Here is a 13200-nt window from a genome sequence, read left to right as displayed (position 1 = left end):
TAATCTTACAAACCCAAGGTTTGTATTCCGAAAATATCCTTAGAAAGGAGGTGATCCAGCCGCACCTTCCGATACGGCTACCTTGTTACGACTTCACCCCAATCATCTATCCCACCTTCGGCGGCTGGCTCCAAAAGGTTACCTCACCGACTTCGGGTGTTACAAACTCTCGTGGTGTGACGGGCGGTGTGTACAAGGCCCGGGAACGTATTCACCGCGGCATGCTGATCCGCGATTACTAGCGATTCCGGCTTCATGTAGGCGAGTTGCAGCCTACAATCCGAACTGAGAACGACTTTATCGGATTAGCTCCCTCTCGCGAGTTGGCAACCGTTTGTATCGTCCATTGTAGCACGTGTGTAGCCCAGGTCATAAGGGGCATGATGATTTGACGTCATCCCCACCTTCCTCCGGTTTGTCACCGGCAGTCACCTTAGAGTGCCCAACTAAATGATGGCAACTAAGATCAAGGGTTGCGCTCGTTGCGGGACTTAACCCAACATCTCACGACACGAGCTGACGACAACCATGCACCACCTGTCACCGTTGCCCCCGAAGGGGAAACTATATCTCTACAGTGGTCAACGGGATGTCAAGACCTGGTAAGGTTCTTCGCGTTGCTTCGAATTAAACCACATGCTCCACCGCTTGTGCGGGCCCCCGTCAATTCCTTTGAGTTTCAGTCTTGCGACCGTACTCCCCAGGCGGAGTGCTTAATGCGTTAGCTGCAGCACTAAGGGGCGGAAACCCCCTAACACTTAGCACTCATCGTTTACGGCGTGGACTACCAGGGTATCTAATCCTGTTTGCTCCCCACGCTTTCGCGCCTCAGTGTCAGTTACAGACCAGATAGTCGCCTTCGCCACTGGTGTTCCTCCAAATCTCTACGCATTTCACCGCTACACTTGGAATTCCACTATCCTCTTCTGCACTCAAGTCTCCCAGTTTCCAATGACCCTCCACGGTTGAGCCGTGGGCTTTCACATCAGACTTAAGAAACCACCTGCGCGCGCTTTACGCCCAATAATTCCGGACAACGCTTGCCACCTACGTATTACCGCGGCTGCTGGCACGTAGTTAGCCGTGGCTTTCTAATAAGGTACCGTCAAGGTACAGCCAGTTACTACTGTACTTGTTCTTCCCTTACAACAGAGTTTTACGAACCGAAATCCTTCTTCACTCACGCGGCGTTGCTCCATCAGGCTTTCGCCCATTGTGGAAGATTCCCTACTGCTGCCTCCCGTAGGAGTCTGGGCCGTGTCTCAGTCCCAGTGTGGCCGATCACCCTCTCAGGTCGGCTACGCATCGTCGCCTTGGTGAGCCGTTACCTCACCAACTAGCTAATGCGCCGCGGGCCCATCCTATAGCGACAGCCGAAACCGTCTTTCAGTGTTTCACCATGAGGTGAAACAGATTATTCGGTATTAGCCCCGGTTTCCCGGAGTTATCCCAAACTATAAGGTAGGTTGCCCACGTGTTACTCACCCGTCCGCCGCTAACGTCGAAGGAGCAAGCTCCTTCTCTGTTCGCTCGACTTGCATGTATTAGGCACGCCGCCAGCGTTCGTCCTGAGCCAGGATCAAACTCTCCATAAAAGAAATTTGATTAGCTCAAATTGTTTTGCTGGCATCAATTTTGATGTCCAAAATTTTGTTTTGTTCACTAGCTAAGCTAGTTACTTAAAACTTTATTGATTACGTTTTGCTTGTTCAGTTTTCAAGGTTCATTTAGTTAAATAAGTTGAATGGTGGAGCCTAGCGGGATCGAACCGCTGACCTCCTGCGTGCAAGGCAGGCGCTCTCCCAGCTGAGCTAAGGCCCCATATTTTTTTGGAAATGGTCGGGAAGACAGGATTCGAACCTGCGACCCCTTGGTCCCAAACCAAGTGCTCTACCAAGCTGAGCTACTTCCCGTTCGTTTTATGGCGCGCCCGACAGGAGTCGAACCCATAACCTTCTGATCCGTAGTCAGACGCTCTATCCAATTGAGCTACGGGCGCATATAAAATGGTGCCGAGGACCGGAATCGAACCGGTACGGTAGTCACCTACCGCAGGATTTTAAGTCCTGTGCGTCTGCCAGTTCCGCCACCCCGGCACATTTGGAGCGGAAGACGAGGTTCGAACTCGCGACCCCCACCTTGGCAAGGTGGTGTTCTACCACTGAACTACTTCCGCATGTGCATAAGTTTTTTTATCTGGCATATTGAAAAATGGTGCGGGTGAAGGGAGTCGAACCCCCACGCCTTGCGGCGCTAGATCCTAAGTCTAGTGCGTCTGCCAATTCCGCCACACCCGCTTAATATGGTTGGTACTTATAAATGGTGAGCCATGAAGGACTCGAACCTTCGACCCTCTGATTAAAAGTCAGATGCTCTACCAACTGAGCTAATGGCTCGTCTGAAATGGTGCCGGCTATAGGAATCGAACCCACGACCTACTGATTACAAGTCAGTTGCTCTACCTGCTGAGCTAAACCGGCAAATGATGGAGGATGACGGGCTCGAACCGCCGACCCTCTGCTTGTAAGGCAGATGCTCTCCCAGCTGAGCTAATCCTCCTGGGTATTATGCCTAGCGACGTCCTACTCTCACAGGGGGAATCCCCCAACTACCATCGGCGCTAAAGAGCTTAACTTCCGTGTTCGGTATGGGAACGGGTGTGACCTCTTTGCCATCATCACTAGACTTATTCAAAAGACAAGATTTATTATAACATATGTAGTTATAAAATGCAAGTTTTTTAAAAACTTTTTTATTCTTTCAAAACTGGATAAACGGTTCATTGAAGGTTTCAAACATTTTTGGTTAAGTCCTCGATCGATTAGTATTCGTCAGCTCCATGTGTCACCACACTTCCACCTCGAACCTATCTACCTCATCGTCTTTGAGGGATCTTACTTACTTGCGTAATGGGAAATCTCATCTTGAGGGGGGCTTCATGCTTAGATGCTTTCAGCACTTATCCCGTCCACACATAGCTACCCAGCGATGCCTTTGGCAAGACAACTGGTACACCAGCGGTGTGTCCATCCCGGTCCTCTCGTACTAAGGACAGCTCCTCTCAAATTTCCTACGCCCACGACGGATAGGGACCGAACTGTCTCACGACGTTCTGAACCCAGCTCGCGTACCGCTTTAATGGGCGAACAGCCCAACCCTTGGGACCGACTACAGCCCCAGGATGCGATGAGCCGACATCGAGGTGCCAAACCTCCCCGTCGATGTGGACTCTTGGGGGAGATAAGCCTGTTATCCCCGGGGTAGCTTTTATCCGTTGAGCGATGGCCCTTCCATGCGGAACCACCGGATCACTAAGCCCGTCTTTCGACCCTGCTCGACTTGTAGGTCTCGCAGTCAAGCTCCCTTGTGCCTTTACACTCTACGAATGATTTCCAACCATTCTGAGGGAACCTTTGGGCGCCTCCGTTACCTTTTAGGAGGCGACCGCCCCAGTCAAACTGTCCGCCTGACACTGTCTCCTGCCCCGCTAAGGGGCATGGGTTAGAATTTCAATACAACCAGGGTAGTATCCCACCGACGCCTCCTTCGAAGCTGGCGCTCCGAGATCTCTGGCTCCTACCTATCCTGTACAAGTTGTACCAAAATTCAATATCAGGCTACAGTAAAGCTCCACGGGGTCTTTCCGTCCTGTCGCGGGTAACCTGCATCTTCACAGGTACTATAATTTCACCGAGTCTCTCGTTGAGACAGTGCCCAGATCGTTACGCCTTTCGTGCGGGTCGGAACTTACCCGACAAGGAATTTCGCTACCTTAGGACCGTTATAGTTACGGCCGCCGTTTACTGGGGCTTCAATTCGCAGCTTCGCTTGCGCTAACCACTCCTCTTAACCTTCCAGCACCGGGCAGGCGTCAGCCCCTATACGTCACCTTACGGTTTTGCAGAGACCTGTGTTTTTGCTAAACAGTCGCCTGGGCCTATTCACTGCGGCTCTCATGCGCTTGCACGCTCAAGAGCACCCCTTCTCCCGAAGTTACGGGGTCATTTTGCCGAGTTCCTTAACGAGAGTTCTCTCGCACACCTTAGGATTCTCTCCTCGACTACCTGTGTCGGTTTGCGGTACGGGCACCTCTCACCTCGATAGAGGCTTTTCTTGGCAGTGTGAAATCAGGAACTTCGTCCATACGGACTCGCCATCACAGCTCAACGTTACAGTGTGCGGATTTGCCTACACACACGCCTTACTGCTTGGACGCGCATAACCAACAGCGCGCTTGCCCTATCCTACTGCGTCCCCCCATTTCTCAAACGGTGAGGAGGTGGTACAGGAATATCAACCTGTTGTCCATCGCCTACGCCTATCGGCCTCGGCTTAGGTCCCGACTAACCCTGAGCGGACGAGCCTTCCTCAGGAAACCTTAGTCATACGGTGGACGGGATTCTCACCCGTCTTTCGCTACTCATACCGGCATTCTCACTTCTAAGCGCTCCACCAGTCCTTCCGGTCTGACTTCAACGCACTTAGAACGCTCTCCTACCACTGACATCGTAGATGTCAATCCACAGCTTCGGTGAATCGTTTAGCCCCGATACATTTTCGGCGCAGCGTCACTCGACCAGTGAGCTATTACGCACTCTTTAAATGATGGCTGCTTCTAAGCCAACATCCTGGTTGTCTGTGCAACGCCACATCCTTTTCCACTTAACGATTACTTTGGGACCTTAGCTGGTGGTCTGGGCTGTTTCCCTTTTGACTACGGATCTTATCACTCGCAGTCTGACTCCCGTGTATAAATATCTGGCATTCGGAGTTTGTCTGAATTCGGTAAACCGGGATGGCCCCCTAGTCCAAACAGTGCTCTACCTCCAGTATTCTCATCACGAGGCTAGCCCTAAAGCTATTTCGGAGAGAACCAGCTATCTCCAAGTTCGATTGGAATTTCTCCGCTACCCACACCTCATCCCCGCACTTTTCAACGTGCGTGGGTTCGGGCCTCCAGTAAGTGTTACCTTACCTTCACCCTGGACATGGGTAGATCACCTGGTTTCGGGTCTACGACCACGTACTATTTCGCCCTATTCAGACTCGCTTTCGCTGCGGCTCCGCCTTCTAAAGCTTAACCTCGCACGTAATCGTAACTCGCCGGTTCATTCTACAAAAGGCACGCTATCACCCATTAACGGGCTCTAACTACTTGTAGGCACACGGTTTCAGGATCTCTTTCACTCCCCTTCCGGGGTGCTTTTCACCTTTCCCTCACGGTACTGGTTCACTATCGGTCACTAGGTAGTATTTAGCCTTGGGAGATGGTCCTCCCGGATTCCGACGGAATTTCACGTGTTCCGCCGTACTCAGGATCCACTCAGGAGGGAACGAACTTTCGACTACAGGGCTTTTACCTGCTCTGGCGGACCTTTCCAAGTCGCTTCATCTAACTCGCTCTTTTGTAACTCCGTATTGAGTGTCCTACAACCCCAAGAGGCAAGCCTCTTGGTTTGGGCTCTTCCCGTTTCGCTCGCCGCTACTCAGGGAATCGATTTTTCTTTCTCTTCCTCCAGGTACTTAGATGTTTCAGTTCCCTGGGTCTGCCTTCAAGACGCTATGTATTCACGTCAAGATACTACGCGATTAAACGTAGTGGGTTCCCCCATTCGGAAATCTCCGGATCAAAGCTCACTTACAGCTCCCCGAAGCATATCGGTGTTAGTGCCGTCCTTCTTCGGCTCCTAGTGCCAAGGCATTCGCCGTGCGCCCTTAATAACTTAACCTATCAGCTTTCAATACACATCGCATTTCGTTGTCAGCTTCACTCGTTCAATCAGTCACGTACTGAAGTACGCTCCTTCATTCACTCGATTGCTTCCTAGAACTGCTCGTGTCTTGAAACCTTTTAATGTTATTAAGCCTATAAAAAAACTTAAAAAATAAATGTGTTTGTTACTATTTCAATGTCGTTTTATCCAGTTTTCAAAGAACAAGTTTTGAAGTATTTCATTCAGAAGAATGAACCTTCAAAACTGAACGCAAAACGTAATCTTACAAACCCAAGGTTTGTATTCCGAAAATATCCTTAGAAAGGAGGTGATCCAGCCGCACCTTCCGATACGGCTACCTTGTTACGACTTCACCCCAATCATCTATCCCACCTTCGGCGGCTGGCTCCAAAAGGTTACCTCACCGACTTCGGGTGTTACAAACTCTCGTGGTGTGACGGGCGGTGTGTACAAGGCCCGGGAACGTATTCACCGCGGCATGCTGATCCGCGATTACTAGCGATTCCGGCTTCATGTAGGCGAGTTGCAGCCTACAATCCGAACTGAGAACGACTTTATCGGATTAGCTCCCTCTCGCGAGTTGGCAACCGTTTGTATCGTCCATTGTAGCACGTGTGTAGCCCAGGTCATAAGGGGCATGATGATTTGACGTCATCCCCACCTTCCTCCGGTTTGTCACCGGCAGTCACCTTAGAGTGCCCAACTAAATGATGGCAACTAAGATCAAGGGTTGCGCTCGTTGCGGGACTTAACCCAACATCTCACGACACGAGCTGACGACAACCATGCACCACCTGTCACCGTTGCCCCCGAAGGGGAAACTATATCTCTACAGTGGTCAACGGGATGTCAAGACCTGGTAAGGTTCTTCGCGTTGCTTCGAATTAAACCACATGCTCCACCGCTTGTGCGGGCCCCCGTCAATTCCTTTGAGTTTCAGTCTTGCGACCGTACTCCCCAGGCGGAGTGCTTAATGCGTTAGCTGCAGCACTAAGGGGCGGAAACCCCCTAACACTTAGCACTCATCGTTTACGGCGTGGACTACCAGGGTATCTAATCCTGTTTGCTCCCCACGCTTTCGCGCCTCAGTGTCAGTTACAGACCAGATAGTCGCCTTCGCCACTGGTGTTCCTCCAAATCTCTACGCATTTCACCGCTACACTTGGAATTCCACTATCCTCTTCTGCACTCAAGTCTCCCAGTTTCCAATGACCCTCCACGGTTGAGCCGTGGGCTTTCACATCAGACTTAAGAAACCACCTGCGCGCGCTTTACGCCCAATAATTCCGGACAACGCTTGCCACCTACGTATTACCGCGGCTGCTGGCACGTAGTTAGCCGTGGCTTTCTAATAAGGTACCGTCAAGGTACAGCCAGTTACTACTGTACTTGTTCTTCCCTTACAACAGAGTTTTACGAACCGAAATCCTTCTTCACTCACGCGGCGTTGCTCCATCAGGCTTTCGCCCATTGTGGAAGATTCCCTACTGCTGCCTCCCGTAGGAGTCTGGGCCGTGTCTCAGTCCCAGTGTGGCCGATCACCCTCTCAGGTCGGCTACGCATCGTCGCCTTGGTGAGCCGTTACCTCACCAACTAGCTAATGCGCCGCGGGCCCATCCTATAGCGACAGCCGAAACCGTCTTTCAGTGTTTCACCATGAGGTGAAACAGATTATTCGGTATTAGCCCCGGTTTCCCGGAGTTATCCCAAACTATAAGGTAGGTTGCCCACGTGTTACTCACCCGTCCGCCGCTAACGTCGAAGGAGCAAGCTCCTTCTCTGTTCGCTCGACTTGCATGTATTAGGCACGCCGCCAGCGTTCGTCCTGAGCCAGGATCAAACTCTCCATAAAAGAAATTTGATTAGCTCAAATTGTTTTGCTGGCATCAATTTTGATGTCCAAAATTTTGCTTCGTTCACTAGCTAAGCTAGTTACTGAAAACTTTATTGATTACGTTTTACTTGTTCAGTTTTCAAGGTTCATTTAGTTGCTACGTTTTTGATAGCAACTCTTAAATTATAATATACTCAGTTATCATTGTCAACAACTTTTTTCAAAAAGTTTTTCGTTTACAAGAGACAACTTTTAAATCTTACCACAACCACATTTCAGTGTCAACAACTTTTTCGTTTGTTGAATTTTTATGATGGTGTTGTTCTTACGTCGTTTTAACGACAAGTAATAATTTATCATGTTCGTAATTACTTCGCAAGTATTTTTTTCATAGAAAATGATATTATTGAAAAAACATGCATTAGTAAGCTATTTTCTACACTTATGAGAATGTAGATTTTATATCATTCTCTGTTCTAACTTAAATGATTTGTTTTACTATACATTGCTTTCTTTTAAAACTCAACAAATTAAAGACTAAAACATAGAAGCAGGAGTTAAAAGCATCTGCTTCATTTTCTCCTGCTTACTCAACTAAAAAACCTCATCGTTTGTTATTCAAGCTTCGCGCTACTACTTTAAGCCATCATCTTGTGGATCAACTATATTTAAACACCACAGGAAATTATCCCACGCGGAATACCAGCCACTAAAAATTTCAGAAGAATCATCCCAGCGAACATCAAACTTCTTATGTCCGTCTATCTCTACTAAATATAAAGTAAGATTCTCGTCTTTTTTGGCAACTACTAATTTCATTCCATGCTCAAGTTCTTCTTCTGTAAATGGAACATCCGATACAGAACGTAATTGAGCCTGTTCAAATACTTGTTTGTTAATAATTTTGTAATTCATTATATGCCCCCAATAAAAATACTTCTTTTTTATCTACTGTCGTTTATAAAAACATAGAACTATAAAAGTATAACCTAAATATAATCCACGTTTAAACAACTTAATTTTTTTAATACAAAAAAGAGGAGAATTGCCTTATCCAGCAAATTCTCCTCTTCATTCTATTCTTATCTTACTGTTAGAAAAGATGCTACGACTATTTAGTAATATGACGCATTGTCGGGAATAATAATACATCACGAATGGAAGGTGAGTTTGTTAATAGCATGATTAATCGGTCAATACCAATGCCTAGTCCACCTGTTGGAGGCATACCATATTCCAAAGCTTCAATGAAATCATTGTCCATTTCATGTGCCTCATCATTACCAGCTGCTTTCTCTGCTAATTGTGCTTCAAAGCGCTGACGTTGATCGATTGGGTCATTTAATTCTGTGAAGGCATTTGCATGCTCACGACGAACAATAAATAGCTCAAAGCGATCTGTGAAACGCTCGTCCTCTGGATTTTTCTTTGCAAGAGGCGAGATTTCCACTGGGTGCCCATATACAAATGTAGGTTGTACAAGTGTTTCTTCTATTTTTTGCTCAAAGAATTCATTAATAATATGACCTACTTCATGAACATCTTTCACTTCTACTCCATGTTCTTTAGCAAGAGCCTGAGCTTGCTCTTTTGTCATCGGCTGCCAGAAGTCTACACCAGTTGCTTCTTTTACGGCATCAACCATGTGAACTCGTCTCCAGCCCACTGCAAGGTTAATTTCATCTTCTCCATATTGAACTGTAGTCGTTCCAAGAACTTCTTGAGCAACGTGTGCTATAAGGTTTTCAGTAAGAGACATGATATCTTGATAGTCAGCGTATGCTTCATAGAGCTCAATCATTGTAAATTCAGGGTTATGTCGTGTCGAGATCCCTTCGTTTCGGAATACACGTCCAATCTCATAAACCTTTTCTAAACCACCCACAATTAAGCGTTTTAAATGCAGTTCGATTGCGATTCGCATATATAATTCCATATCAAGTGCATTATGATGAGTAATAAATGGACGAGCAGCCGCACCACCAGCAATTGTATGAAGCATTGGTGTTTCTACTTCTAAATATCCAGAGTTATCAAGATAGTTGCGGATAGCACGGATAATTTTAGAACGTGCTATAAATGTTAATTTGCTTTCTTCATTCGTCATAAGATCTAAGTAGCGTTGACGATAACGTTGCTCAACATCCTGTAAACCATGGAACTTCTCTGGCATAGGACGTAGCGCCTTTGTAAGGAATGTGAATTCCTCTGCCTTTACTGAGAGCTCGCCAACCTGTGTGCGGAATACATTCCCTCGGATACCTACGATATCTCCCAAATCAGCTTGTTTAAATAATTCATACGCTTCTTCACCTACATGGTCTTGACGAACGTAGATTTGAATTTGGCCACCCAAATCTTGAATATGTGCAAAGCCAGCTTTTCCTTTACCGCGCTTCGTCATTATACGACCCGCAATAATAACCTCTTGCAGATTTTCTTCTAGTTGCTCTTTTGTTTGATCTGCAAATTGTTCCTTTACTTCTGTTGACAAATGCGTACGTTCAAAACGGCTACCAAATGGATCTTGTCCGTTCTCTAATATAGTCGTCATTTTTTGGCGTCTCACCAAAAGCTGGTCATTTAATTCTTCTATGTTTGACACTTGTTTCACTCCTTAAATAAATAGCGTTTACGTCCATAATATTTCTATTGTACACAATTTTAATGCTGTAATCATCTGTTTCAGTTTATTTTCAATACAAGATAAGATAATTAATAATTCTAAAAATTAAAGCGCGCAAAAAAAGCGTCTCTGTCAAAACTTGAGACGCTCACGGTATCTTTATCTTAAATAATTAATTCTTTTGCTTCAGGGATCATGAGATTGGACTCGGATTCTGCATACTCTTGAACAAGGCCATTTAATAACGCGCGAAGCTCTGCTGCCGTTTCTGTTTGGTTAATAGCGTTACGTGCTTTACCATTACCTCTAATTCCCTTCAAATACCAAGATGCATGCTTACGCATTTCACGAACTGCTATACCTTCTCCTTTTAATTGGAGCAGACGTTCAAAGTGAAGTAGACAGACGTCCATTTTTTCACGTACACTCGGTTCTTCCTTTAATTCACCAGTTTCTAGGTATTGAACTGTACGATAAATCATCCATGGGTTACCCAAAGCGGCACGACCAATCATCACTGCATCTACACCTGTAGTTTCTAGCATACGTTTAGCGTCCTGCGGCGTTTCTACATCACCATTACCAAGAACAGGGATTTTCACATTTTCCTTTACCTGACGAATGATATCCCAATTCGCCTTCCCTTCGTACATTTGTACACGTGTACGACCATGAACCGCTACCGCTGACGCACCAGCACGTTCAACAGCCTGGGCATTTTCAATAGCGAAGATATGCTCATCATCCCAACCAATTCGCATTTTTACGCTAATAGGCTTTTTCACTGCATCCACCACAGCGGCTACCATTTCATACACTTTATTAGGATCTAAAAGCAAGCGAGCTCCCGCTTCACATTTAATGATTTTATTAACAGGGCACCCCATATTGATATCTATAATATCAGCGGATGTATTTTGATCTACATACTTAGCGGCCTCTACTAATGTTTCTTTATCTCCACCAAAAATTTGTAGTGACAGAGGATTTTCACGTTCATCGATATAAAGCATACCTAATGTTTTTTCGTTTTTTTGAACAATGCCCTTATCACTAATCATTTCAGCATATACAAGCCCTGCTCCGAACTCCTTAACGGTTAATCGGAAAGCAGAATTACAAATCCCTGCCATTGGAGCTAATACAACACGGTTGTCCATGACAATATCGCCAATTTGAAAGGGCTTCTCTGTTGTTTGACTCAACGTTGTCTTCCTCCTATATAGGCATGTACCTATTTATCCTTAATTTAAAATTATATAAAGCGCCTACCTAACTCACTATAAGAGGTTCGTTAGTTGGCTGCCACAAGTTTATACCTTCACGCTCACAGTCCATCTGTTGCAATAAATGATGTGCTTGTTGTAGCTGATCTCCGAAAGGTGCTGGAGTAATCTCTACCAGTGGCACTAAGACGAAAGCTCGCTCATACATTCTTGGATGAGGAACAAGTAGGTTCTCTGTTTCAATATTTTCTTGATTGTAAAGTAAAATGTCAAGGTCGATGATTCGTGGACCCCAACGAAATTCTCGCACACGCCCTAACTCTTGCTCAATCGATTGGCAAATCTTCAGCATTTCAGTAGATGATGCATCGGTTTTGAGATGAACAGCAATATTCAAAAAGTCTGCCTGATCTGTATAGCCTACAGCTGCCGTTTCATAAACAGATGAAACACGAACAACCTCAATGTTCTCCTTCTCTCTTAAAAGAGCAACAGCTTGTTGAAGGTTTTCATATCTCTCACCCATATTTGTTCCTATTGATAAATAGACATCCTTCATTAAAAATCACCTCTCGTTACCTCAACAGACACTTCTTTGTAATAGCCGTGGATTGGTGGGTCTGGCTTGATCAGCTCTACACGAACGCCCTTTATTTTTTCAGGGTATGTTGTTAAAATCACGTTTGCCATTTTCACAACAAGTGCCTCAATAAGCTTAAAAGGTTCTCCTTCTACAATATCACGACACAAAGCATAGACCTCTGCATAATTTACCGTATAAGCGAGGTCATCCGTTTCTCCAGCCTTTGTCATATCTACAGCCAGCGAAACATTTGCTCGAAAACGTTGACCAAGAGTTGTTTCTGCCGCTAATACACCGTGGTAACCATAAAACTGCATATCTTTTAAATGAATATAATCCATTATGCCTCCTCCTTATACAGTCGTTTCCCTACTAGTACATCAGCCATATGCGCTGCACGTGCCATTTCCTTTACATCATGAACGCGTATCATATGACAGCCCTTTTCAATTCCATAAACTACCGTTGCTCCCGTACCTTCAAGACGTTCATTAACTGGTAGCTTCAAGACATTGCCGATCATGGATTTACGTGATGTTGCTAAAAGCACAGGATAGCCCATCTCCACTAAATCCTTTAAGTGTTGCATCATGGCTATATTCTGCTCAGTGTTTTTAGCAAAGCCGATACCAGGATCTAGGATAATATGATGATCAGGAACCCCCGCTTGATGTACGATAGCAATACTTTCATCTAAATCCGCTTTCGCCGTTGACCAAAAATCAACACCATAATCCATATTTTCACGATTGTGCATTAAAATTATTGGAACATGTAAATCAGCTGCAACCTGTGCAATTTCCGGTTCAGCTTTTGCTCCCCAAATATCATTTATCACATGCGCCCCCGCCTCAATGGCAGCTCGCGCTACGTTTGCTTTATACGTATCAACCGAAATAATGGCATCTACTTCTTTCAATAATGCTTGTATAACAGGTACAATACGTGTAATTTCATCTTCATCTGAAATACGCTCATAACCAGGACGTGTAGACTCTCCGCCTACATCAATAATTTTAGCACCATCCGCCACCATTTTTTTCGCTTGAGCTACCGCAGCTTCGACACTGTTGAACTTTCCTCCATCAGAGAAGGAGTCTGGTGTAACATTTAAAATACCCATTACAAACGTTTCTTTTGTAAAGTCTAATGTAATACCATTAATGGTTAATGGTTTTATATATTTATCTAGCATA

The 13200-nt window shown here is 45.7% G+C and carries 6 protein-coding genes, 9 tRNA genes and 4 rRNA genes; all 19 read right to left on the bottom strand.

Annotation, left to right across the window (positions count from 1 at the left end):
- Nucleotides 1-43 precede the first annotated feature (43 nt).
- Nucleotides 44-1595 (bottom strand): 16S ribosomal RNA (locus MKY80_RS00610).
- 150 nt (nt 1596-1745) lie between these two features.
- Nucleotides 1746-1821, bottom strand: a tRNA-Ala gene (locus MKY80_RS00605).
- A 15-nt stretch (nt 1822-1836) separates the two neighbouring features.
- A tRNA-Pro gene (locus MKY80_RS00600) sits at nt 1837-1913 on the bottom strand.
- Between the two features lie 9 nt (nt 1914-1922).
- Nucleotides 1923-1999: transfer RNA gene (locus MKY80_RS00595), tRNA-Arg, on the bottom strand.
- Nucleotides 2000-2007: 8 nt separating this feature from the next.
- A tRNA-Leu gene (locus MKY80_RS00590) sits at nt 2008-2096 on the bottom strand.
- 5 nt (nt 2097-2101) lie between these two features.
- Nucleotides 2102-2176, bottom strand: a tRNA-Gly gene (locus MKY80_RS00585).
- A 36-nt stretch (nt 2177-2212) separates the two neighbouring features.
- Nucleotides 2213-2297, bottom strand: a tRNA-Leu gene (locus tag MKY80_RS00580).
- A 23-nt stretch (nt 2298-2320) separates the two neighbouring features.
- A tRNA-Lys gene (locus MKY80_RS00575) sits at nt 2321-2396 on the bottom strand.
- 8 nt (nt 2397-2404) lie between these two features.
- Nucleotides 2405-2480 (bottom strand) — tRNA-Thr (locus tag MKY80_RS00570).
- Between the two features lie 6 nt (nt 2481-2486).
- Nucleotides 2487-2559 (bottom strand) — tRNA-Val (locus tag MKY80_RS00565).
- A 10-nt stretch (nt 2560-2569) separates the two neighbouring features.
- A 5S ribosomal RNA gene (rrf, locus tag MKY80_RS00560) occupies nt 2570-2685 on the bottom strand.
- A gap of 116 nt (nt 2686-2801) precedes the next feature.
- Nucleotides 2802-5729 (bottom strand): 23S ribosomal RNA (locus MKY80_RS00555).
- A 306-nt stretch (nt 5730-6035) separates the two neighbouring features.
- A 16S ribosomal RNA gene (locus MKY80_RS00550) occupies nt 6036-7587 on the bottom strand.
- Together the 16S, 23S and 5S rRNA genes with 9 tRNA genes alongside form the textbook arrangement of a ribosomal RNA operon.
- 615 nt (nt 7588-8202) lie before the next feature.
- On the bottom strand, nt 8203-8484 hold the full coding sequence (locus tag MKY80_RS00545) for a hypothetical protein (protein WP_008180315.1): 282 nt from the start codon (nt 8482-8484) through the stop codon (nt 8203-8205).
- A 196-nt stretch (nt 8485-8680) separates the two neighbouring features.
- Nucleotides 8681-10183 carry a lysine--tRNA ligase gene (gene lysS, locus MKY80_RS00540; protein WP_008180313.1) on the bottom strand — a complete coding sequence of 501 codons (1503 nt, stop codon included), beginning with the start codon at nt 10181-10183 and terminating at the stop codon, nt 8681-8683.
- 176 nt (nt 10184-10359) lie between these two features.
- Nucleotides 10360-11400 carry a tRNA dihydrouridine synthase DusB gene (gene dusB / locus MKY80_RS00535; RefSeq protein ID WP_089987423.1) on the bottom strand — a complete coding sequence of 347 codons (1041 nt, stop codon included), beginning with the start codon at nt 11398-11400 and terminating at the stop codon, nt 10360-10362.
- Nucleotides 11401-11467: 67 nt separating this feature from the next.
- Complete coding sequence (gene folK, locus MKY80_RS00530; RefSeq protein WP_008180310.1) at nt 11468-11980, bottom strand: 2-amino-4-hydroxy-6-hydroxymethyldihydropteridine diphosphokinase; 513 nt, start codon at nt 11978-11980, stop codon at nt 11468-11470.
- The gene (gene folB, locus MKY80_RS00525; protein ID WP_008180308.1) at nt 11980-12345 is read right to left on the bottom strand and encodes a dihydroneopterin aldolase; all 366 of its coding nucleotides are present in this window, start codon (nt 12343-12345) and stop codon (nt 11980-11982) included. Before folB ends, folK begins: the two co-directional genes overlap by 1 nt.
- On the bottom strand, nt 12345-13199 hold the full coding sequence (gene folP / locus MKY80_RS00520; RefSeq protein ID WP_008180306.1) for a dihydropteroate synthase: 855 nt from the start codon (nt 13197-13199) through the stop codon (nt 12345-12347). The genes folB and folP overlap by 1 nt, the downstream gene beginning before the upstream one ends.
- Between the last annotated feature and the right edge of the window lies 1 nt (nt 13200).

It is taken from the genome of Lysinibacillus sp. FSL R5-0849 (assembly GCF_038595075.1).
Lineage (GTDB): Bacteria > Bacillota > Bacilli > Bacillales_A > Planococcaceae > Lysinibacillus > Lysinibacillus fusiformis.
Note: the sequence above shows the minus strand (reverse complement) of the source record. Positions and strands in the feature narration are given on the sequence as shown.

Bases quoted from the DNA above. Each gene is read 5' to 3' on its own strand.
- folP (WP_008180306.1), bottom strand. From the start codon at position 13,199: ATGCTAGATAAATATATAAAACCATTAACCATTAATGGTATTACATTA.
- folK (WP_008180310.1), bottom strand. From the start codon at position 11,980: ATGAAGGATGTCTATTTATCAATAGGAACAAATATGGGTGAGAGATAT.
- MKY80_RS00545 (WP_008180315.1), bottom strand. From the start codon at position 8,484: ATGAATTACAAAATTATTAACAAACAAGTATTTGAACAGGCTCAATTA.
- folB (WP_008180308.1), bottom strand. From the start codon at position 12,345: ATGGATTATATTCATTTAAAAGATATGCAGTTTTATGGTTACCACGGT.